This is a genomic window from Hyphomicrobium sulfonivorans, from assembly GCF_013306565.1.
GTDB lineage: Bacteria > Pseudomonadota > Alphaproteobacteria > Rhizobiales > Hyphomicrobiaceae > Hyphomicrobium_A > Hyphomicrobium_A sulfonivorans.
The window spans coordinates 861057-883793 of the sequence record NZ_PZPO01000001.1; the positions used below are offsets into that span (position 1 = coordinate 861057).

19 protein-coding genes are annotated in these 22737 nt (G+C 61.8%); 13 read left to right on the plus strand and 6 right to left on the minus strand.

All coding sequences use genetic code 11. From position 1 onward, the window contains the following. The first annotated feature begins 374 nt into the window (after positions 1-374). From hemE to rho, 3 genes are all read left to right on the plus strand, one after another. Entirely contained in the window at positions 375-1442 is a 1068-nt protein-coding gene (gene hemE / locus C6Y62_RS04015) for a uroporphyrinogen decarboxylase (protein ID WP_173952856.1), read from the plus strand. Between the two features lie 2 nt (positions 1443-1444). Then, on the plus strand, positions 1445-1864 hold the full coding sequence (gene hemJ, locus C6Y62_RS04020) for a protoporphyrinogen oxidase HemJ (RefSeq protein ID WP_173952857.1): 420 nt from the start codon (positions 1445-1447) through the stop codon (positions 1862-1864). Between the two features lie 248 nt (positions 1865-2112). Continuing rightward, complete coding sequence (gene rho / locus C6Y62_RS04025; RefSeq protein WP_173953076.1) at positions 2113-3369, plus strand: transcription termination factor Rho; 1257 nt, start codon at positions 2113-2115, stop codon at positions 3367-3369. Positions 3370-3578: 209 nt separating this feature from the next. Here rho and thpR read toward each other — a convergent pair whose 3' ends face one another. Continuing rightward, positions 3579-4157: an RNA 2',3'-cyclic phosphodiesterase gene (thpR, locus tag C6Y62_RS04030; protein WP_173952858.1), complete on the minus strand. Its 579-nt coding sequence runs from the start codon at positions 4155-4157 to the stop codon at positions 3579-3581. Between the two features lie 12 nt (positions 4158-4169). Continuing rightward, complete coding sequence (locus tag C6Y62_RS04035; protein WP_246274271.1) at positions 4170-4889, minus strand: arylesterase; 720 nt, start codon at positions 4887-4889, stop codon at positions 4170-4172. A gap of 110 nt (positions 4890-4999) precedes the next feature. Between C6Y62_RS04035 and C6Y62_RS04040 the strand changes: the two genes are divergently transcribed. The 3 genes from C6Y62_RS04040 to C6Y62_RS04050 all read left to right on the plus strand — a co-directional run bounded on the left by C6Y62_RS04040 (position 5000) and on the right by C6Y62_RS04050 (position 9177). Then, positions 5000-5704 (plus strand): ABC transporter ATP-binding protein, encoded by a 705-nt coding sequence (locus C6Y62_RS04040; protein ID WP_338074304.1) that lies wholly within the window; start codon positions 5000-5002, stop codon positions 5702-5704. Next, positions 5701-8274 (plus strand): ABC transporter permease, encoded by a 2574-nt coding sequence (locus tag C6Y62_RS04045; RefSeq protein WP_338074303.1) that lies wholly within the window; start codon positions 5701-5703, stop codon positions 8272-8274. Before C6Y62_RS04040 ends, C6Y62_RS04045 begins: the two co-directional genes overlap by 4 nt. Positions 8275-8433: 159 nt before the next feature. Then, on the plus strand, positions 8434-9177 hold the full coding sequence (locus C6Y62_RS04050) for a Bax inhibitor-1/YccA family protein (RefSeq protein ID WP_068459770.1): 744 nt from the start codon (positions 8434-8436) through the stop codon (positions 9175-9177). A gap of 247 nt (positions 9178-9424) precedes the next feature. Here C6Y62_RS04050 and C6Y62_RS04055 read toward each other — a convergent pair whose 3' ends face one another. Then, positions 9425-9814, minus strand: coding sequence for a DUF2794 domain-containing protein (locus tag C6Y62_RS04055; protein ID WP_068459768.1), 390 nt, complete (start codon positions 9812-9814; stop codon positions 9425-9427). 865 nt (positions 9815-10679) lie between these two features. On the opposite strand from C6Y62_RS04055, the gene C6Y62_RS04060 reads away from it, so the two are divergent. Further along, on the plus strand, positions 10680-12752 hold the full coding sequence (locus C6Y62_RS04060) for a M3 family metallopeptidase (RefSeq protein WP_173953080.1): 2073 nt from the start codon (positions 10680-10682) through the stop codon (positions 12750-12752). 60 nt (positions 12753-12812) lie between these two features. Here the strand turns inward: C6Y62_RS04060 and C6Y62_RS04065 are convergent, their stop codons facing one another. Together C6Y62_RS04065 and acnA are read right to left on the minus strand one after the other, a co-directional pair. Further along, complete coding sequence (locus C6Y62_RS04065) at positions 12813-13586, minus strand: DUF1223 domain-containing protein (RefSeq protein ID WP_173952859.1); 774 nt, start codon at positions 13584-13586, stop codon at positions 12813-12815. A gap of 307 nt (positions 13587-13893) precedes the next feature. Beyond that, positions 13894-16611 (minus strand): aconitate hydratase AcnA, encoded by a 2718-nt coding sequence (acnA, locus tag C6Y62_RS04070; RefSeq protein ID WP_173952860.1) that lies wholly within the window; start codon positions 16609-16611, stop codon positions 13894-13896. 249 nt (positions 16612-16860) lie between these two features. On the opposite strand from acnA, the gene ccmA reads away from it, so the two are divergent. The 5 genes from ccmA to C6Y62_RS04095 all read left to right on the plus strand — a co-directional run bounded on the left by ccmA (position 16861) and on the right by C6Y62_RS04095 (position 19988). Next, the gene (gene ccmA, locus C6Y62_RS04075) at positions 16861-17517 is read left to right on the plus strand and encodes a heme ABC exporter ATP-binding protein CcmA (RefSeq protein ID WP_173952861.1); all 657 of its coding nucleotides are present in this window, start codon (positions 16861-16863) and stop codon (positions 17515-17517) included. After that, positions 17514-18179 (plus strand): heme exporter protein CcmB, encoded by a 666-nt coding sequence (gene ccmB, locus C6Y62_RS04080; RefSeq protein WP_068459762.1) that lies wholly within the window; start codon positions 17514-17516, stop codon positions 18177-18179. The genes ccmA and ccmB overlap by 4 nt, the downstream gene beginning before the upstream one ends. A 130-nt stretch (positions 18180-18309) precedes the next feature. Continuing rightward, positions 18310-19071 carry a heme ABC transporter permease gene (locus C6Y62_RS04085; RefSeq protein WP_068459760.1) on the plus strand — a complete coding sequence of 254 codons (762 nt, stop codon included), beginning with the start codon at positions 18310-18312 and terminating at the stop codon, positions 19069-19071. 4 nt (positions 19072-19075) lie between these two features. Beyond that, positions 19076-19261 (plus strand): heme exporter protein CcmD, encoded by a 186-nt coding sequence (gene ccmD, locus C6Y62_RS04090; RefSeq protein WP_173952862.1) that lies wholly within the window; start codon positions 19076-19078, stop codon positions 19259-19261. 34 nt (positions 19262-19295) lie between these two features. Then, positions 19296-19988 (plus strand): DsbE family thiol:disulfide interchange protein, encoded by a 693-nt coding sequence (locus C6Y62_RS04095; protein WP_083509448.1) that lies wholly within the window; start codon positions 19296-19298, stop codon positions 19986-19988. A gap of 133 nt (positions 19989-20121) precedes the next feature. Here C6Y62_RS04095 and C6Y62_RS04100 read toward each other — a convergent pair whose 3' ends face one another. Then, positions 20122-20760, minus strand: a complete 639-nt coding sequence (locus C6Y62_RS04100; protein ID WP_068459757.1) for a carbonic anhydrase — start codon at positions 20758-20760, stop codon at positions 20122-20124. 271 nt (positions 20761-21031) lie between these two features. On the opposite strand from C6Y62_RS04100, the gene C6Y62_RS04105 reads away from it, so the two are divergent. After that, a complete protein-coding gene (locus tag C6Y62_RS04105; protein WP_246274273.1) occupies positions 21032-22579 on the plus strand; it encodes a SulP family inorganic anion transporter in 1548 nt (515 codons plus the stop codon). Positions 22580-22737 lie beyond the last annotated feature (158 nt).

The following is a 22737-nucleotide window of genomic DNA, read 5'->3' on the forward strand; positions in this document are numbered from 1 at the left end:
ACAACCGATGGCGATCCTACCCCGGCCTAACCCACTCATCCACGATATGGCTCACAACAGCCGGAACCGGGATTGCTGGACGTGATAGCTGTCTCTCCCTGAGGATTGAAACTTTCTTGGCGTCTCGTCCAGCATCTCTCAACAGGTAGGACGCGCCACTTGCAGATCCCTGTCGGCGGCCATGCCATTGTTTTGAGAAGCATTCAGCGGCCCTAGTGGCTTTGCTATCCGACGAGACACCAGATAGAGCGGTGAAGCTGCGCCCCTGTGCGCGAGCCGAGGATTAGGCTAGGACAACAGGCTAATCCTCGAAACCCCCTGAGGTAAGAAGAATAAAAATAAGAGTCTCAGATTCTAGATTGGTTTAAGTAGAGATGAGTGCACCCGCACACCCCGACACCTCCATCAAGCCCAACCGCAAGCTGCTGAAGGCTCTCGCAGGCGAGGCCGTCTGGCCACCGCCCATCTGGCTGATGCGTCAGGCAGGACGCTACCTGCCGGAGTATCGGGAGGTTCGCGCCACCGCAGGTGGATTCCTGAATCTCTGCTACAACCCGGCGCTGGCAACCGAGGTGACGTTGCAGCCGATCCGCCGTTACGGCTTCGATGCTGCGATCCTGTTTTCGGATATTCTGGTGGTGCCCGATGCGCTGGGCCAGCAAGTGCGATTTCTCGAAGGCGAGGGTCCGTGTCTTGATCCGATTACGGATGATGCCGGCCTTGGACAGCTCAATCCGGCGGCAACGGGCGAAAAGTTCGGCCGCGTGTACGAAACGGTTGCGCGGTTGCGGCAGGATCTGCCTGCCGAGGTGGCGCTGATCGGCTTCTGTGGCGCGCCATGGACGGTGGCGACGTACATGGTCGGCGGGCGCGGATCGTCGGATCAGGCGGCGGCGCGGATGTTTGCCTATCGAGACCGGGAAGCGTTTACCCGGCTGATCGACATCGTGGTCGAGACCTCGATCGAATATCTCGACGGCCAGGTGAAGGCTGGCGCTGATGCCCTGCAGATATTCGATAGTTGGGCAGGAAATCTCCCGGATGGGGAATTCCAGGCGTGGGTGGTAGCGCCGACGGTGAGAATCGTTTCAGAGCTGAAGCGTCGGCACCCGGATGTGCCGATCATCGGGTTTCCGCGCGGGGCGGGCCTGAACGCGGAAGATTATGTTTTGGCTACAAAAGTCGACGGTTTGGGATGCGATACGGCGATGCCGCTGGGCCAGATGCGGGCGCTGGCGGAGTTCGCCGGCGTGACGGTGCAGGGCAATCTCGACCCGTTGCTGCTGGTCAGCGGTGGCCAGGCGCTGGAGGACCGGATCGCGGAAACCCTTGAGGCGTTGCGCGACGTGCCGGCGATTTTCAATCTCGGCCACGGGATTGTTCCGCAGACGCCGCCCGAGCATGTGGCGCGGCTGGTTGAGCTGGTTCGCGGAGGCACCTGACGATGCTTTGGCTGAAGGCCCTGCACATCATGGCTGTGATCGCCTGGTTCGCGGGGCTTTTCTATCTGCCGAGGCTGTTCGTTTATCATGCCGATGCGCCGGCCGGCTCGCAGCTTTCTGAGACCTTCAAGGTGATGGAATATCGGCTGCTGACCGCCATCATGACCCCGGCGATGCTGGTGGTGTGGATCACGGGGCCCTGGTTGGCCTACCTGATGGGGGCTTTCAGCGAGCCCTGGCTGCACATCAAGCTGCTGCTGGTATTTCTGCTGTCAGGCTTTCAGGGGGCCCTGAGCCGGTGGCAGCGGGAGTTCGCGGCGGACAACAATACCCATCCGGCGCGCTTCTACCGGATCGCCAACGAGGTCCCGACGCTCTTCCTTATAGCGATCGTTCTGCTGGTGGTTCTGAAGCCATTCTGACCGAAATCTTGTCACAGACGCTTTTCTCTTGCTTTTCTCTCTGATATAACTTGCATGAAATCCGCATCGACTCGGGGCCGCTCAGGCCTGTGAGTTGGTCGCCAATGCTCATCCAAGGGCATGGCCGACCGCCAGTGGCGCTGGCCACAATCTAATAAATTCCCCAGTTTTTCCGGCCCGGCTTACCTTCTCATTGACCAATTCCCGCCTCAACAGCCGTGGCCCCCGGAGCCATACACCAAATGGAAATGAAGCTCGAAGACCTGAAGCTCAAGTCTCCGACCGAGCTGCTGAGCTTTGCTGAAGAAAATGGCGTTGAAAATGCGTCGACCCTGCGCAAGCAGGAGCTGATGTTTGCGACCCTGAAGCAGCTCGCGGCCAAAGACATCGAAATCACCGGCACCGGCGTTGTTGAAGTTCTTCAGGACGGGTTCGGCTTCCTGCGTTCGCCTGAAGCGAACTATCTGCCGGGTCCTGACGATATATATGTGTCGCCCTCACAGATCCGCCGCTTTGCGCTGCGTACCGGCGATACGGTCGAGGGCCAGATCCGGTCTCCGAAGGATGGCGAGCGCTACTTCGCGCTGCTCAAGGTCAACAAGATCAACTTCGAAGAACCGGAAGCAACCAAGCACAAGATCCACTTCGACAACCTCACGCCGCTCTATCCAACCCAGTGGCTGAAGCTGGAGACGGAAGATCCGACCGTAAAGGATCTGTCGCCGCGGGTGATCGATATCGTTGCACCGCTCGGCAAGGGCCAGCGCGCTCTGATCGTCGCCCCGCCGCGCACCGGTAAAACGGTGCTGCTGCAGAACATCGCCCACTCCATCACCAAGAACCATCCCGAGTGCTACCTCATCGTGCTGCTCATCGACGAGCGCCCGGAGGAAGTGACGGACATGCAGCGCTCGGTGAAGGGCGAAGTGATTTCGTCGACCTTCGACGAGCCGCCGTCCCGCCACGTGCAGGTTTCGGAAATGGTGATCGAGAAGGCCAAGCGCCTCGTCGAGCACAAGCGCGACGTGGTGATCCTGCTGGACTCCATCACCCGTCTCGGCCGCGCCTACAACACGGTCGTGCCGTCCTCCGGCAAGGTGCTGACCGGCGGTGTTGACTCCAACGCGCTGCAGCGCCCGAAGCGCTTCTTCGGTGCGGCCCGTAACATCGAAGAAGGTGGCTCGCTGACGATCATCGCCACGGCTCTGGTCGATACCGGCTCGCGCATGGACGAAGTGATCTTCGAAGAGTTCAAGGGCACCGGTAACTCGGAAATCATCCTGGACCGCAAGGTTTCCGACAAGCGCGTGTTCCCGGCCATCGACGTTGCCCGTTCCGGCACGCGCAAGGAAGACCTGCTGGTGCCGAAGGATCAGCTCAAGAAGGTTTACGTGCTGCGCCGTATCCTCAACCCGATGGGTACGATGGATGGCATCGAATTCCTTATCGACAAGCTGAAGTCGACCAAGACCAACGGCGAATTCTTCTCGTCGATGAATACCTAGAGCGATCGCGATTGGAACAATCGCGATGCTGCTCCAGGTTTTTGTTTAGACCGATGATTCACGCTTCGGACTGATAGGGTCCGAAGCGATCATGGTCCTGATCGGCGAGCTGGCCGATTACCGGATATGCAAAGGGCCGCTCATGAAGCGGCCCTTTTGCTTTTGGAATGTTGTGCGTTTTTCTGCCGGCCGGAGCAGCGCTACCGGGCTTACCAGCTGTAATCGAGGTCGAGGTCGGTAGCGTATTCGCCGCCGCGCAGGTTGAATGCTTCCTCGACGGCGTAGGGACCGCCGCCAGTGTTTGGCTTGGCGGAATAGAGCACGAAGCGCGAGACAATAAAGGGGCGCGTGCGGAAGGCGCCAAGCCGTTGCAACACGCGGGCGATGTCATCGGAGCTGGCGTATTTCAATCGCGCCAGGGTGACGTGCGCCTTGAACGGGCGGCCATCGGGCGGCAGGCCGGCGGAACGGGCCGCGCGGTCATTGGCACGGGCCAAAGCTTCGAGCGGAGCTGAATCCTCAACTCCGGCCCAGATCGAGCGCGGTTCGTTGCCGCCAAAAACGCCAAGACCTGACAGCCGCAATTCGAATGCGTCGAGGTCGATGGATTCAAGATTATCGGAAAATTCCATCGCCTGCGGCGGTTCGATATCGCCGACAAAACGCAGCGTCAGGTGCAGGTTATCGGGTTCGGTCCAGCGGCAGCCGCCAGGAAGCGGATGTTTCAGCCGGGCAATTTCCTCCCGGATCTCGGGGGGAATTTCGATGCCCGTGAACAGGCGTGGCATGGCACTGACCTTTCAACTTTTCTCGGCGGCGCGTTGCGCTTTGACCTTGCCGATCAATTCCTCAACGGAAGGTGTGATGCGGCGGACAATTTCGGCGACGCCCTTACCGTTGGGATGCATGCCATCCTTCTGATTCAGCTTCACGTCGAGAATGACGCCGTCGAGGAAGAATGGATAGAACAGAAGACTGTGCTCCTTCGCCAGTTCCGGGAAGATGGCGTCGAAGTCATCGGAGTAGGTTTCGCCCCAGTTCGCGGGCGAGCGCATGCCGGTGAGCAGCACGGGTAGATTGCGCCCGGCAAGAGCGCTCAGAATTTTCTGCAGGTTCTCGCGCGTCACCTTGGGATCGATGCCACGCAGCGCGTCGTTGGCGCCGAGTTCGACGATGACGGCATCAACATCATCGCCGATGGTCCAGTCGATGCGCGCAAGACCCGCCGCAGTGGTGTCGCCGGCAACGCCGCCGTTGCTGATGGTGACGTTATGGCCGCGCGCCTTGAGGTGCTTCTGGAGCTGCACGGGAAACGCGTCGGTCGGCCGGACGCCATAGCCGGAGGTGAGGCTGTCGCCGAATGCAGCGATGTGTATTGGCTTGTTATCGTCGGCTGCGTTGGCCTGTAAGCTCGATGCGAAAAGCATGATGGCCATCAGCATGTTGACGATGATCGCCGTCGACACCACCTGACCGACAGCCGGAATTCTCTCCGCCGTTACGTTATGTCTTTTCTGCATCGGTCTTGCTGCTCCTCGACAACGTACGGGCCTTAGCGACCCTATGACGTAAAGGCGCCCTCAAGCTGAGACAAGTGTGGCACGCCCATCAACCGCCAACGGACCAAACTGTGACCCAACCCATCGTTACCCCCATCGTGGCTCTTGAAAAGGTGTGCCTTACGCTGCCAACGCGCGCCGGGCCTGTATCAATCCTGCGTGATGTCGATCTCAAGGCGCGAAGCGGGCAGTCGCTGGCGATTGTCGGGCCATCGGGCTCGGGCAAGACGTCGCTGCTGATGGTGATGGCCGGGCTTGAGCGCGCAACCTCGGGCAAGGTGAGCGTGGCGGGGCATGATCTTTCGGGCTTGAGCGAAGATGAGCTGGCGCTGATCCGCGGCGCGGAAATCGGCATTGTGTTCCAGTCATTTCACCTCGTGCCGACGATGACGGCGCTGGAAAATGCCGCGCTGCCGCTGGAATTCGCTGGTGATCGCGACGCACAGAATACCGCGCGAGCGCTGCTGGAAGAGGTGGGGCTGGGCCATCGCATGGATCATTATCCGGCGCAGCTTTCTGGTGGTGAGCAGCAGCGCGTGGCCATTGCGCGTGCGCTATCGCGCAAGCCGAAGCTTGTGTTGGCGGATGAGCCGACAGGAAATCTGGATCGCAGCACCGGCAGCACCGTGGTCGATCTTCTGTTCGGTCTGCAGCAGCGCCGCAAATCAACGCTGATCTTAGTGACGCACGACGAGAAGCTGGCGGAAGCGTGCGACCGCATCATCTACATGGCCGACGGCCGCATCGAACGTGAACGGGAGGCGGCGCTCGCGTGACGGCCACTGAAACTTTGGTTGCGCCCATCGGCGCGCGGCGGCGCACACTGCCGCTTTTGTTCGGCATCGCCGCACGTGAGTTGCGCTCGGGCATCTCGGGCTTTCGCATTTTCATCGCCTGCGTGGCGCTGGGCGTGATGGTGATCACCGGCGTTGGCGCGGTTTCGGATGCACTGCGCACCGGCTTTGAAAGTCAGGGTGAAGCGTTGCTCGGTGGCGACCTGACGCTGACGCGCACGCATGAACGCTCGCAAGGCGAAGAGCGTGAGAAGATAGACAGCCTTGGCTGGGTGAGCGAAACCGCCACCATGCGCACGATGGCGCGGCGGCCCGATGGCGGTGACCAGGCGTTGGCGGAGCTGAAATCCGTCGATGAAGCCTATCCGCTGGTGGGCGAAGTGGAGCTGGAAGACGGGCGCGAACTATACGAGGCCCTCAGCGAAGGCGCGGTGGTTGATCCGACGCTGCTGGAACGGCTGAAGCTGAAGGTTGGCGACGAGATCGAAATCGGCGCGATTAAGCTGAAGATTGCGAGCGCACTGAAGGCGGAGCCTGACGGGCTGACGGACAGGCTGACGTTCGGGCCGCGTGTTTTCATTTCAGATGCAACGCTGGAACAATCTGAGCTGCTGAAGCCGGGCACGCTGGTGCGTTGGCGCTACGCGGTGAAGCTGGAAGACGGCAACGTTTCGGACGCCGCGCTGGCGGGTATGAAACCGAAGATCGAGGCGATGTTGCCGGAAGCTGGGTTCACGGTGATGGACCGCCGCGAGCCGTCGCCTCGCATCAGCCGTACGCTGGATCGGCTACGCGAGTTCCTCACCTTCATCGGACTGACGGCGTTGCTGGTCGGCGGTGTCGGCATCGCCAACGCGGTGGCGACGTTCATCGACAAGCGCCGCAAGGTGATCGCAACGATGAAGAGCATCGGCGCGACCAGTCGCATGGTGCTGGGCATCTTTCTGGTCGAGGTTCTGGCGGTTGCGGCTGTTGGCGTTGTGATCGGCCTGGTGCTGGGATTGCTGCTGCCCTATGGGCTCAACGCTCTGTTCGGCGGGCTGCTGCCTATCGAAGCGAAGATGAGTGTTTCGACGCTGAGCATCGTGACGGCGCTGGTGTACGGATTCGGTGTGGCACTGCTGTTCACGCTGTGGCCGCTGGGCCGGGTGGAACGCGTGAGCGCGTCGATGCTGTTTCGCGATGAGGTGGCGCCGGACAAGCGCTGGCCATCGGCGACGATGATGGCGGCGACATTCGCCATTGCACTGGCGCTGGCCGGGTTTGCGCTGCTGACATCGGATTCAACGCGCATCGCGTTTTCGTTTATCGGCGGGCTGATCGTGGTGTTCGCGGTGTTCCATGCACAGGGCGTTGCGATTACGTGGGCCGCGCGGCGTGTACGTCGTCCACGGCAGCCGGAGCTGGCGCTGGCGATTGCGAACATCGGTGCGCCGGGTGGTCTGACGCGTTCGGTGGTGCTGTCACTGGGTGCGGGTCTGTCGCTGCTGGTGGCGGTGGCGCTGGCGGATGCATCGCTGGTGCGCGAGCTGCAGGATGGTTTGCCGACGCGGGCGCCGGATTATTTCATGATCGACGTGCCGAAGGACGACATGGCGGCGGTGGATGCGCTGCTGAAGGAAAATCTGCCGGGAACGGTGGTGGATGCAGAACCGATGTTGCGCGGGCGGCTGGTGCGGCTGAAGGACAAGCCGGTCGAGGAGTTCAAGCTTGCGCCCGAAGACGAATGGGTGCTGAACGGCGATCGCGGGCTTTCCTATTCGGAGGAAGTGCCGAAGGGCTCGCGGCTGGTGGATGGCGAGTGGTGGCCAAAGGATTACGCGGGCGAACCGCTGGTTTCATTCGAAGCGCGGCTGGCTGAGAAGCTGGGGCTGAAGATCGGCGATGAAGTTACGGTCAACGTGCTGGGCCGCAACGTGACCGCCAAGATCGCCAGCACCCGTGCGGTGAAATGGGAAAATCTGTCGATCAACTTCGTGATGGTGTTCTCGCCCAATACACTGGCGGGTGCGCCGCATAACCTGCTGGCGACGGTGACGCTGCCGGAAAATACCTCGCCGGCGGCTGAAAACGCGGCGATGCGGGCGATGGGGCATGACTACCCGTCAGTGACGGCCATCCGCGTGAAGGACATGCTGTCCAAGGTGGGGTCGATCTTCACCCAGGTGATGACAGCGGTGCGCGGCGCGGGCAGTCTGACGCTGCTGGCCGGTGCGCTGGTGCTGGCGGGCGCTTTGGCGACGGCTCAGCGGCGGCGCATCCTTGAAGCGGTGATCCTGAAAACGCTGGGTGCTACTCGCCGGCGCATTCTGACCGCTCACTTCGCCGAATATCTGGTGCTGGCCACGGTGACGGCGCTGGTGGCGGCTGTTGTTGGCAGTATTGCCGCCGCACTGGTTGTGACTCAGATCATGAAAGTGAGTTTCAGCTTCTCGCTGGGTGCTGTCGGGCTGGCGCTGGGATTGTCGATGGCGCTGGTGTTTATCTTCGGCAGCGCAGGCACTTGGGCGGTACTGAGAGCACCGCCTGTGCCTTACCTCAGGTCCGAGTAAAGACTTGATGAATATCAAGTAATATCGGTGCTGATAAATTCTTCGTCAGCGGGCTGCTGAACCCATTGCATGTCTTGAAAGAGACGCGTTGACAGAGCATATTTCGAAACAGGATTTGGCTAAAATCGCCAGATCAGACGAATCTTCAGGGATATACATATGGCTCAGCTCGACAACAGGTACGCGACATCCGGCTATTCCGCCCAGAACCGGGCCGGCATAGACGAAGGCCTGCGCTCCTACATGCTCGGCGTCTACAACTATATGGCGGCGGGCGTGGCGCTGACGGGCATCGCGGCCTACCTCACTTACTCGCTCGCCGTTTCCGGCGGCCAGCTCACCCCGCTCGGTCAGGCGCTTTATGCTTCGCCGCTGAAGTGGGTTGTGATGCTTGCTCCGCTCGCGTTCGTCTTCTTCCTCTCCTTCCGGGTTGAGAAGATGAGCGTTGGTGCAGCTCAGGCCACGTTCTGGCTGTTCGCAGCTGTGATGGGTGTTTCTCTGTCGTCGATCTTTCTGGTCTTCACCGGCCAGTCGATCACGCAGATCTTCTTCATCACCGCAGCGACGTTCGGCGCGCTCAGCCTGTGGGGCTACACGACGAAGCGTGACATCTCCGGCTGGGGCTCCTTCCTGTTCATGGGCCTCATCGGTATCATTCTCGCGTCGATCGTGAACATCTTCCTGCAGTCCAGCGCGCTTCAGTTCGCTGTGTCTGCGATCGGTGTTCTCGTGTTCGCCGGCCTCACCGCCTATGACACTCAGCGCATCAAGGACACCTACTTCCAGGTTGCCGGCAATGCCGAGCTTGCGGCCAAGAGCGCCATCATGGGCGCGCTGAGCCTCTACCTCGACTTCATCAACATGTTCATGATGCTTCTGAACCTGTTCGGTAACCGCGAGTAATAGTTGGCCGCGGCCGGCTCCCCGCTGGGGAGTCGCGGCTAACAAATAAAATGAGGGCCTCGGAGCGATCCGGGGCCCTTTTTGTTTTGGGGGAAGGGTCGGCACGGTGTCGGTCGTCGTGCCGGCGCAGGCCGACATCCCGCCAGCCGCCGCGCAATGAGCTGATGTTTGTTCCGCGCAACGTTGCGTGGTTCCCGACCTTCGTCGGGATGACGTTGGATGATTACTTCAGAATCTGCGCGACCGATTAGGCGATCACCAACCGTGGTTTGCTCTCCAGCACCGCCAGCACGCGCTTCAGTTCGTGGCCGCGCTTCAGGATGAGGCCGGTGGCTGCGATGACGCTGTAAGCGCCCTGCTTGCGCGCCAGCTTCGGATTTTTCTCGATGCGATAGATCGGCACTTCGCTGGAACGGCGGAAGACGCTAAACACCGCCATGTCGCGCCCCAGATCGATCGCGTAGTCGCGCCATTCGCCTGAGGCGACCTTGCGGCCGTAGACGTCGAGAATGGCGGTAAGTTCCTGGCGGGTGAAAACGGTGTGGCGCTGGGCATCGGTGCTTTGGCTCGCACCCTGAGGCCCACGCGCAGAGCCCGCGCGCGGCGGGCTGAAAACTATCGGTTCAGAATCGCTCAATGGAGCCTCCCTGTCACGATAGTTTCATGATTGCCCCGACTGCAGACGATTTCAAGCGTCACAAGGTTCAAATTGTCTGCGATGGGCAGCATTGGTGCCGCAGGAAGGCTGCACCGGTACTCATGCATGCTCCGCGCGACGCGTGGGCAACGGAGGGGCAGAGCTCTATAGGGCAAGACCTGCGGGGGAACCGGCCGTGGTTGTTTGTTGCGCTCGGCGACTTTTCTGCGGAGAGCTGGCCGCCGAGCGCGTTGCTTCTGCGCCGTCGCCAGCATGGTCTCGAGCAGTGCACCGCTTGCGGGCGGCGTTCGTCGGCATCGGTGCAGCCACGCGTTGGCATCGAAATTCCACGACATGGTCAAATTCGCTCCGCGCGATGGTCAACGATCCGCCCCAAACCGAAGCGATATTGAAAACCGTAGCCGACGGGCCCGATCCCAGTGGAGCTGAACGGAACAGCCCCCCATCTCCCCGGGAAGTTCTAAGGATCGGGTTCAAGGCGCACGCTTCCGTAGCACTTTGTCTCTCCCCAATTCAGGGCCGGTTCCCCCAACCGGCCCTATTTTTTTGTGCGCGCTATCCGGATGGCGGCGCGGCACGGTGAAGCCGTTCGGGCCGCTGATTGAGCCGGTGACTGGACGTTAGCGCGCGCATGCTTACGTTAGCTTCAGCGTATGCAGTGGGCGCGTGAACCGGAGCGGACAAAGTGGCGAAAACGGCTGGCAAGGCGACGACGAAGAAAAAGGGCGCGGCGCTGAAGGTGAAAGCGACCGCCAAGCGGATCGCAAAGGTGGCGGGCAAGTCTGCAACGGGTGAGAGCGCAACCGCACGCGTGAAGGTCAAGCCGGTTTCAAAGCGCCATGTTCTGGCGGGCAAGGGTGACAAGGTTGGTTCAAAGCCGCGGGCAAATCCGCTGTTGTCGCGCTGGGGCGGTGCTTATGAGTTGCCGCCGTTCGGCAAGATTACGCCGGAGGATTTCCGGCCTGCATTCGCCGTCGCGCTGAAGGAACACAAGGCTGAGATCGCGCGCATCGCGGATCAGACGGCGAAGCCGACATTCGCAAATACGGTGCTGGCGCTGGAGAAGGCGGGGCGCACACTCTCGCGCGTCGCATCGGTTTTCTACAATCTCGCCGGCGCCGATACGAACGACGCGCTGCAGGAAATAGAACGCGAGATGGCGCCGAAGCTGGCGGCGCATGAATCCGCGATCATGCTCAACGGCAAGCTGTTCAAGCGGATTGAAGAGCTGCACGAGCGGCGCGATGCATTGAAACTCGATGATGAGCAGCGCCGCATTCTGGAGCTGCATTACAAGTGGCTGGTGCGTTCGGGCGCGAAGCTGAACGGCAAGCAGAAGAAGCGCGTGGCGGAAATAAATGGCCGTCTGGCGACGCTGGCGACGCAGTTCTCGCAGAACGTGCTGAAGGACGAGCAGTCCTGGCGCATGGTGCTGGACGAGAAGGATCTGGATGGTCTTTCGAATGAACTGCGCGATGCAGCGGCGCGCGCGGCGGTGGATGCGGGGTTGCCCGGCAAGTACGTGATCACGCTGTCGCGTTCATCCGTTGAGCCGTTCCTGCAATTTTCAGCGCGCCGCGATCTGCGCGAGCAGGCGTTCAACGCATGGATCCGTCGTGGTGAGATGGGCGAGAAAACCGACAATCGCGCCATCACCGCTGAGATCATCGCGCTGCGGACGGAATTTGCGAAGCTGCTCGGATATCAAACGTACGCTGACTATAGCCTTGAATCGACGATGGCGAAGACGCCGGACAGCGTGCGCAATCTGCTGACGGCGGTGTGGGAACCGGCGGTGAAGCGTGCGGGCGATGAACGCGATGCATTGCAAGAGCGCGCGCGCGCCGAAGGCAGCAACATCGAAATTGCGCCGTGGGATTGGCGCTATTACTCGGAGAAGGAGCGCAAGGCGCGCTTCGACGTGGATGAATCGGCGACGCGGCCCTACTTCGCGCTCGATAACGTGATTGCGGCGGCGTTCGATACGGCGGGCAAGCTGTTCGGTCTGAAGTTCAAGGAGCTGAAGGACGCGCCGCGTTATCATGCCGACGTGCGCGTGTGGGAAGTGACCAACCGGCGTGGCGAGCATGTCGGCATGTTCCTGGGCGATTACTTCGCGCGGCCGTCCAAGCGTTCGGGCGCGTGGATGTCGGCGTTCCGTTCGCAGTCACGCGTGGCGGGCGATGTGCGCCCGATCATCGTCAACGTGATGAACTTCGCCAAGGGCGAGGAAGGCCAGCCGAGCCTGCTGTCGCTGGACGATGCGCGCACTCTGTTCCACGAGTTTGGCCACGGGCTGCATGGCCTGTTGTCGGATGTGACGTATCCGTCGATTTCCGGCACGGCGGTGACGCGCGATTTCGTCGAGCTGCCATCGCAGCTTTATGAGCACTGGCTGATGGTGCCCGAAACGCTGGAGAAGTATGCGACGCATCACGCTACCGGCAAGCCGATGCCGAAGGCGCTGCTGAAGCGCATCAAGAGCGCGCGCAACTTCAACCAGGGCTTCTCGACGGTGGAATATCTGGCGTCGGCGTTCGTTGATATGGATCTGCACGCCGTCGATGCCGAGAGCAATGAAATGCTGGATGTGGCTGCGTTTGAGGAAAGCACATTGCAGCGTCTTGGCATGCCGAACGAGATCGTGGCACGCCATCGCATTCCGCACTTCCTGCACATCATGGGCGGCTACGCGGCGGGCTATTACAGCTATCTGTGGTCGGAAGTTATGGATGCGGACGCGTTTGCGGCGTTCGAAGAAACTGGCAACGCGTTCGACCGCAAGACGGCGAACAAGCTGCACAAGTTCATCTATTCCGGCGGCAACCGTCGCGATCCGCTTGAGGCTTACGTAGCGTTCCGTGGTCGCCCGCCGGAGATCACAGGGCTGCTGAAAAAGCGCGGACTGGCGGGATAAAAATCGGGGTGTCCGGCTGCTTGCCATGCGCGAGTCGCCGGACGCCGACCAATAAAGACGCTACCAAAGCCCCATCCAGGCGGCGCCGATGATGGGGCCAGCCTTGCCCTCCTGCAGCAGCACAACGGCGGCGTCGGTTTCCGGACGCATCACGGCTGTGCGTGTTAGCTGCAGGCTGAGCGCTTCGCCGTTCCACGATCCCACCGGCAGCATCTCACGCACGATGTTGGTGTAGACAATCGTTTTGCCTTTGTTTTCGCCCTGCTCAATCGGCACCTCAGCGCGCTTCTGAATGACGGCGAACCAGACGGTCGCTTCCTTATAGCGATGACCTGCGGGCGCGGCGGCGGCTTCGACCTTCAGCGTGTTGCGGTCGTGCCAGAAGCGGACGGGAATGCGCGCGCCATAGAGCGCCTGATTGGTGATGCTGACGGCCTGTTCGACAGCGCGGGCATCGGAACCCATCACGCCGATCATGCCGTTGACGATAATCTGCGGTGTGTAGATGGCGCCGTCGCCGCGCGTCTTCGCATAGACGCGCTGACGCTCGGAATTTTTCTCCGATGCGAGGGTGTCTTTCCAGCCGAGGTAGTCCCAGATGTCGACCGGCATGGTGAGCGCGATGACGTTTGGCCGTTCGGCAAATTTGCTCAGCACATCGTCGGCGGGGGGACAGCTATCGCAGCCCTGACTGGTGAACAGCTCCAGCACATCAATGGCGGGGCGCGACTGGGCCGAGGGTGTGTCGGCGGGGGCGGAAGCCTCTTCAGGCATCACCGGCCCGGTCGTCAGCAGCAGCGCCGTGGAAAGCGAGATGATGGAAGCCAGCCGCATGCGCGCAATATACCGCCTGAAAGTTCGCCCGGAGCCGTAAGTTTAGGCGGGGCTGCGGCGCGCGACAACCGAGCTCACGAAAGAGTGTAAGGCCGGGAGCGTTCAACGTGCGGGCGAAAAAAGCCGGCAGTCAGAGCTACATAGCGGGTGTGCGGCTGCAACTTGCGTGGTCCCGACCTGCACCGAGATGACGGCAGGGAAGCCCGGTGCGCCGGGGTTTGACGTGGCCAAATACAAAAGGAGAACGCCCGGCAGGCGCGTGGCTTGCCGGGCGTTTGAATGTTGGTCAGTGCAACCTGGGGACGGATCAGGCCGCAGCGAGATTGCGCAGCACGTAGTGCAGAATGCCGCCGTTACGGAAGTATTCGATCTCGTCCTGCGTATCGATCCGGCAGATGATCGGCACCTTACGCACGGTGCCATCGGCGGAGGTGATTTCGGCCTCCATCTTCTGGCGCGGCTTGATGGTCGTGAGCCCCGGGATGCTGACGATTTCGTCGCCCTTGAGACCAAGGGTTTCCCAGCTCGTGCCTTCCTCGAACACAAACGGCACGATGCCCATGCCGACCAGGTTCGAACGGTGGATGCGCTCGAACGACTGAGAAATCACGGCGCGTACGCCGAGCAGGTTGGTGCCCTTGGCGGCCCAGTCACGCGATGAGCCGTTGCCGTATTCAACGCCCGCAAACACAACCAGCGGCACGTTCTCATCGCGGTAACGCATGGCCGCATCGTAGATCGACATCTGCTGACCGGACGGATAGTGCACCGTGTTGCCGCCCTCCTTCACGTTGCCATCGGCGTCGCGCAGCATGAAGTTCTTGATGCGGATGTTGGCGAAGGTGCCGCGCATCATCACTTCGTGGTTGCCGCGCCGCGTGCCGTACTGGTTGAAGTCGGCGACGGCGACATCGTGCGAGGAGAGGTATTCACCGGCGGGTGACGATGGCTTGATCGAACCGGCCGGAGAGATGTGGTCGGTGGTGATCTTGTCGCCGAACAGGCCGAGGATGCGTGCGCCCTTGATATCGCTGATCGGACGCGGATCTTTGCTGATGCCCTCGAAGTAAGGCGGGTTGCGCACGTAGGTGGAGTCGTCGTCCCACGTATAGGTTTCGCCGCCCGCGGTATCGATCGCCCGCCAGGAAGCATCGCCGTTGAACACGTCGGCGTAGCGTTCCAGGAACAGCTCGCGCGTGATGTTCTCGGCGATGAAGCGGTGGATCTCCTGCGAGGACGGCCAGATATCGCGCAGGTAGACGGGCTCGCCGTCACTGCCAATACCGATCGGCTCAACGGTAAGATCCTTGGCGACAGTTCCGGCCAGCGCATAGGCGACAACGAGCGGCGGCGAGGCAAGATAGTTCGCCTGCACATCCGGGCTGACGCGGCCTTCGAAGTTGCGGTTGCCGGAAAGTACGGCGGCCGCGACGATGCCGTTCTCGTTGATGGTGGCCGAAATTTCCGGCGCCAGCGGACCGGAGTTACCGATGCAGGTGGTGCAGCCGAAGCCGACGAGGTTGAAACCGACCTTGTCGAGATACGGCTGCAGGCCAGCCTTTTCGAGATAGGCGGAAACGACCTGCGATCCCGGCGCCAGCGAAGTCTTCACCCACGGCTTGGCGGTGAGGCCCTTCTCGACCGCCTTCTTGGCCAGCAGGCCGGCGGCGATGAGAACGCTGGGGTTGGACGTGTTCGTGCAACTGGTGATGGCGGTGATGACGACGTCGCCGTGGCCGATGTCAAAGTCGCGGCCCTTTACGGGGAAGCGCGCCGAGGTGTCGCCCGTTTTTTTGTATTCGCCCGCAAGTGCGGTGGCGAAGCCGGGTGCAACATCCGGCAGCGCGATGCGGCCCTCAGGACGCTTCGGGCCAGCCATCGACGGCACAACGGTGCTGAGATCCAGTTCCAGCGTATCGGTGAACACCGGATCTTCCGAACCGGCGATGCGATACATGTTCTGGGCCTTCGCATACTCCTCGACGAGTTCGATGCGACCGGACTCGCGACCGGAGATGCGCAGATAGTTGAGCGTTTCGCCGTCGATCGGGAAGAAGCCGCAGGTGGCGCCGTATTCGGGCGCCATGTTGGCGATGGTTGCGCGGTCGGCGAGCGGCATGGTGTCGAGGCCGGGGCCGTAGAATTCGACGAACTTGCCGACGACGCCCTTCTTGCGCAGCATCTGCGTGACGGTGAGCACCAGGTCGGTTGCGGTGACGCCCTCGTTGACCTTGCCGGTGAGCTTGAAGCCGATGACTTCCGGCAGCAGCATCGACTGCGCCTGACCGAGCATCGCGGCTTCGGCTTCGATGCCGCCCACGCCCCAGCCGAGCACGGCCAGACCGTTGACCATGGTGGTGTGGCTGTCGGTGCCGACCAGCGTGTCGGGATAGGCGAGGATGGTGCCGTCGGGCAGTTCGCGCGTCCAGACGGTCTGCGCCAGGAACTCAAGGTTGACCTGATGGCAGATGCCGGTACCGGGCGGGACGACGCGGAAGTTGTCGAACGCGCCCTGGCCCCACTTGAGGAAGTTATAGCGCTCGACGTTGCGCCGGTATTCCAGCTCGACGTTCTGGGCGAACGCCTGCGGCGAGCCGAACTCATCGACGATCACCGAGTGGTCGATGACGAGATCGACCGGCACCAGCGGATTGATCTTCTGGGCGTCGCCGCCGAGGCTCTTCATGCCGTCGCGCATCGCGGCGAGGTCGACCACGGCTGGCACGCCGGTGAAGTCCTGCATCAGCACGCGGGCGGGGCGGAAGCCGATTTCCTTGCCAGCCTTGCCCTTGTCGTTCAGCCAGGCGGCGACGGCTTCGATGTCGGCTTTGGTTACGGTGCGGCCGTCCTCGTGGCGGAGGAGGTTCTCAAGCAGCACCCGCATGGAGAAGGGCAGCCGGGAGATGCCCGCCAGGCCATTCTTCTCGGCCTCGGGCAGGGAATAATAGGTGTAGGTCTTGCCGCCCGCCGAAATTGTCCGGCGGCACTTGAAACTATCCAGCGAGATCGGCTGCACGTCGCTCAAAATACTTCTCCAGTTCTCTTGCAGTCGACCGCTGCAAAGCAAGAAGCGGCCGCACCCCCCAGTCGTCAACCCTGCCGCAGGCGTGGCAGAGGACGGCGCAGTTTTATGCTGATATGCTGGCGGCGTCGGAAGCGAATGCCATTGGCTCGCAGGAGCGTCCGGCCCCAGCCCAGCGCGCTTGCACCGCTATTCTGCGGGATTTCAGTATCGTTTCGCTAGCGCATTCTGCCACACGGATGATGAAGCCCAGTGCAGCTTGTTGCTGAAAACTTGGTCTTGGAGCGCGGCAATCGCAAGGTTGCGAATGACGTTTCCTTCACGCTTGAGGGTGGGTCGGGCTTAGTCCTGACAGGCCCGAATGGGTCGGGAAAATCGACACTTCTGCGTGCACTGGCCGGATATCTTCGCCCAGCTTCGGGCTCAGTTCGGATTCTGGACGTTTCGGGCTCGAATGGTGGCACTGGTGAATCCTGCGAAGTGGGGGAGGTGTGCCACTTTGTCGGACACCTGGACGGAATAAAGAGCCATCTGACGGCCGCTGAGAACCTGACCTTTTGGGCAACCTACCTTTCCGACAAGGCTGATTCGGGCCATTCGGTCGCACATCGCGTGTATGACGCGCTGGAAGTTTTCGCGCTCGATGCACTCGCCGACATCCCCGCCGGCTATATGTCTGCAGGCCAGAAACGCCGCCTAGGGCTGGCGCGTCTGCTGGTGGCGCATCGCCCGCTGTGGCTGCTCGATGAGCCGACCGTGTCGCTCGACACCGGCTCGGCCGACATTCTGGTCAAAGCCATCAATCGGCATCTTCGCGACGGCGGCATGGCCATCGTTGCCACCCATTTGCCGCTCGCTATCGAACCGGCGCGCGGTATTTCGCTGGTGCGAAAGGAGGCGCAGGCGTGAGCGCGTTCCTGGCACTGCTGAAACGTGATCTGATGCTGAGCGTCCGCCAGGGCGGCGCGCTGGGCACGGCGCTGGGCTTCTATATGCTGGTGGTGACGCTGCTGCCGCTGGGGCTCGGACAGGATCTCAACCTGCTGTCGCGTATTGCGCCGGGAATCCTGTGGATCGCACTGCTGCTGGCGGCGCTGCTCTCGCTGGGCCGGGTGTTTTCATCGGATCACGAGGACGGCACGCTGGATGTGCTGGCCACCGGGCGGATGCCGCTGGAGATGGTGGTCGGCGCAAAAGCACTGGCGCACTGGATCTCGACCGGCATTCCATTGGCGCTGACGGCACCGGTGCTGGGCCTGATGCTTAACCTTGATATCGCGGTCTATCCGCTGCTGATGGCGACGATGCTTGTGGGCACGCCTGCGGTGAGCTTTATCGGCGCGGTCGGCGCGGCGCTGACGCTGCGGTCCTATCGCGGCGGGCTGCTGATCGCTCTGCTGGTGCTGCCGCTTTACGTGCCAACGCTGATCTTCGGCATGGCGGCGGTAAACGGGCTGCTTGGGGTGTCGGGCACTTCGGCCGCGATGCTCATTCTTGCGGCGCTTTCGCTGACTTCGGTGGTGCTGTGTCCGTTTGCGGCCGCAGCGGCCCTGCGCGTGCAAATGCAGTAGCGAATACAGTAGCGAATGCAGTGGACGGACCGGGGCGGAAAGGCGCAAATATGACGGGTCGTGAAAGAACATGCCGTTGGGACAGCTTGTTCATTTGCGCTTCAGGCTCCCCTAGATTAGATCAATTCTGATGCAGACGCTGACACAACGCTTGGCCAACCCGACCCGCTTCATGGAGCTTTCCGGTTCCGTGCTGCCGTGGATTGCCGGTGCTGCCGCCGTGGTGATCGCATACGGGCTGTACCTCGCATTCTACGTCGCCCCGCCGGACTACCAGCAGGGCGAAACGGCACGCATCATGTACATCCACGTGCCGTGCGCATGGCTGGCGATGGCGGTTTACGCCATGGTCGCAATGTCGGCCTTCGGGTTCCTGGTGTTCCGGCATCCGCTGGCCGATGTCTCGGCCAAAACCGCGGTGCCGCTGGGCGCAGCCTTCACGTTTCTGGCGTTGGTGACGGGCTCGCTGTGGGGCCGACCGACGTGGGGCACATACTGGGTGTGGGACGCGCGGCTCACCTCGGTGCTGATCCTGTTTTTCCTGTATCTGGGCCTGATGGCGCTGCGATCTTCCATTGAGGATGACTCGCTGGCCTCGAAGCTGACCGCCATTCTGGCGCTGGTCGGCATCGTGATGCTGCCCATCATCAAGTTCTCGGTCGATTTCGGTAATACGCTGCACCAGCCTGCAAGTGTGCTGCGCGTCGGCGGCCCGACCATCGACACCGCCATGCTGACGCCGCTGCTGGTGATGGCGCTGGGCTTTACGCTGATGTTTGTGGCGATGCACTTCAAGGCGATGCGCAACGAGATCCTGCGCCGCCGCGTGCGTGCACTGCAGTTGGCTCAGGTCGAGAAGGCTCAGGCATCGCAACTAGCGGCGGCGGAGTAGGCTTATGGAACTGCTGCTCGGCATCGATCTTGGTCCGCACGCCAGCTTTATCTGGGCGGCTTATGGGGCGGTCGTTGCGGTGATCGGTGGCCTCATCGCCTGGCTTTACATTGACGGACGCATCCAGCAGCGGAAGCTGGCTGTTCTGGCTGAACGGGGCGTGCGCCGCCGCTCGGCACGCCGCGCCTGATAACCGATAGATCCTCTCAGCACACCGGAAGACTATGCAACCGGACCCCGCGACCAACGCCAATACATCTTCCCAGCAGCCTGCTCCGCGCCGCCGCAAGACCGGCGCCGTGCTTGCGCCGCTGATCGTTTTTGCGGTTCTCGTGGCGGTGTTCGGCTTTGCGCTGAAAACTGGCGATCCTTCCAAGCTTCCCTCAGCGCTGATCGGCAAACCCGCGCCGCAGACTGAGTTTGCGCCGTTGCCCGGGCTGGCAACCGATGGGCAGGCGGTGCCCGGTTTTTCCAGCGCCGAGCTGGCCAACGGCAAGCCGGTTGTCGTGAATTTCTGGGCTTCGTGGTGCGTGCCGTGCGCCGAGGAACAGCCGCTGCTGGTGAAGCTGCAGCAGCGCACCGGCGTGGCGCTGTATGGCGTCAACTACAAGGACGATCCGGTTTCGGCGCGACGCTTTCTGGGCCGGTTCGGCAATCCGTTCGCGGCCGTCGGCGTCGATCCGAACGGTCGCGGCGCCATCGAGTGGGGCGTTTACGGGATGCCGGAAACGTTCGTGCTGAACGGCAAGGGTGAGATCATTTACAAGCACGTTGGTCCGGTATCGGCGCAGAGCCTGGCTGAAAAGGTGGAACCGATGATCGTCGAGGCGCAGAAGGCGGCTGCCGTAGGCAATGCGGCATCGACTGCCCCGGCTTCGTCCGCTGCTCCGGCCTCGGGTGCGACGCAGCCGAACTGAGCGCTGCTCGTTGCGGCACTGCTCGGTCCGCCGGGCTTCCTATCCGTCCCGCAACACTACGGAACACAAACAAAAAGGGCGAAGGCGCTGAATGCGGCCTCCGCCCTGATTTTGATCGCTGACCGAACTCTGGTTACAGCGGGAAGAACTCGCCGCGCGAATGATTGAGCACCGTCAGCGTGCCGGTTGAGATGTCGAAATAGCAACCGTGCAGCGCCAGACGCCCGCGATTTTCCGCATCGGAAACGAATGGGAAGGTGCGCAGGTTGGTGATCGAGTTCTTGATGCCTTCCTTCTCCAGCGCCGCCTGCTTTTCGGCCTGCGGGCAGTCGTGGTGGGTTTCCAGCACCTTGGTGCGAGCATCATCGAGCATCGACATCCAGCGCGAGATGAACTGCGCCTCGGTCTGAATGGCGGCGCTCTGGTTCAGGGCGGCTTTGACGCCACCGCAACCGGAATGCCCCATGATGATGAGGTGCTTGATGCGCAAATTGAGGATGGCGAACTCGATCGCCGAGCTGACACCGTGGAACCGGCCGCCGGTTTCGTAGGGCGGCACAAGGTTGGCCACGTTGCGCACGACGAACAATTCGCCCGGCATGGCGCTGAAGATCGTTTCCGGATCGACGCGGCTGTCGGAGCAGGAAATGATCATCGCCTCGGGCTTCTGCCCGTAGGTTGCCAATTCCTCATAGTCCTCCGCGCGTGGCAGGAAGTGACGCTTGTGGAAGCGGCGATAGCGGTCGGCCAGTGTTTCTGGAAAGCTGCTCATGGAATTTCCATGCCTGTTTCTTGGTTCAGTGCGTAGGCGGCAAATCGTCCGGGTAACGAGTGATCGGCAGAGCGCCGTTTAACCGTTGCCGAGGGCGTCGGGTAGGGGAAACTTGCCGCGTGGCAACGCGCGGTTTATCGTCCGCAGCGCCGGGGGAAGCGGCAAATGGTCGTCAATTCAATGCCATCGCGCGCCTGGCGGCGAGCTGGCACAGCAGGACTATAACCTTATGAATGCGCCCTATTCATCCGCGGCTTTTGGCCGTGATTTCATGGCGTCTATAGTTGTTTTTCTAGTCGCACTGCCACTTTGCATGGGCGTTGCGCTGGCTTCGGGCATGCCCCCGATGGCTGGCATCATCACGGGTATCATTGGCGGCATCGTTGTCGGGTTCCTTGCCGGTTCGCCGCTGCAGGTGAGCGGTCCGGCTGCCGGGTTGACAGTGCTGGTGTGGCAGTATGTGCAGGATTTCGGCGTCGAGATGCTTGGCGTCATGGTGCTTTTCGCCGGTCTGATCCAGCTGGTCTCTGGAATGCTCAAGCTGGGTCAATGGTTCCGCGCAGTTTCGCCGGCGGTCATTCACGGCATGCTGGCCGGTATCGGTGTGCTGATTCTGGCCTCGCAGTTCCACGTCATGATGGATGCCAAGCCGCTGGGCGGCGGCATCGAGAATCTGGTGGGTATCCCGAGCGCTCTGATGAACGCGTTTCGCACGGGCGATTCCCATTTCACCGCGCTGCTGATTGGCCTGCTGACCATCGCCGTGATTTTCGGCTGGAGCGCGATTGCGCCGAAGCGCCTGCGCCTTGTGCCGGCACCGCTGGTTGCGGTTCTGGTGGCCATTGCGGTGGCGGCTGCACTCAATCTGAAGGTCGATTATGTCAGCGTGCCGGAGAACATCTGGGCGGTTACGGTGTTTCCGACGACCGACAACATTATGCGCATCCTGGAGACGCCCATTCTGATCGGTGCCATCTCGATTGCCTTCATCGCCAGCGCCGAAACGCTGCTGTGCGCCACGGCGGTGGATCAGATGCACCGCGGCCCGCGCACCAAGTATGACCGCGAGCTGTCGGCCCAGGGCATAGGCAACGCGATCTGCGGCGCGCTGGGTGTGCTGCCGATGACGGGTGTGATCGTTCGCTCCAGCGCCAACGTTGAGGCGGGTGCCGAGACGCGCAACTCCGCCATCCTGCACGGCGTCTGGCTGCTGGTGTTCGTGGCGCTGCTGCCGTTCACGCTGGCCTATATTCCGATTTCGGCGCTGGCCGCGATCCTGGTCTACACCGGCTATAAGCTGGCCTATCCGAAGATCGTGCCGACGCTGCGCAAGTATGGCCGTGGCGAAGTGGTGATCTTCTTCGTCACCGTCATCATGATCGTGGCCACCAACCTGCTGGAAGGCGTGCTGGTGGGTCTGGCGCTGTCGCTCATCAAGCTGCTGTACGCATTCTCGCACCTCGATGTGCGCAAGGAAGAAGCGGCGGACGGCAAGCGCGTCGACCTGCACCTCAGTGGCTCTGCAACTCTCATCCGTCTGCCGAAGCTGGCTTCGGAGCTTGAGACGCTGCCGCGCGGATCACAGGTTCACGTGCACATCGCCAACCTGGAATACATCGATCACGCGTGCCTTGACCTGCTGACGAACTGGGATCGCCAGCACGCGGCGACGGGCGGATCGCTGACGATCGAGTGGGATCAGCTTTCGCAGAAGTATCACCAGCGCCGTATCTCAAGCCGCAAGGCAGCGCGGGAGGCAGCCAAAGCTGGTGCGTGGTCGGGCCCGACGCCGACGCCGGAAAACGCATCCCGTTCTTGAGGGGTTGCTGACTGATCCGGCTCTGCGCAAACGGCGCGGATGAAAAATCGAAGGGCGGTTCGTGGAAAACGGGCCGCCCTTTTTCGTGACTGGAAGGAGTTGCGGACCGATGAAGTTTTGACCGGTCGGATCGGCAGCAGCGGATGTGTGCCGTTGCG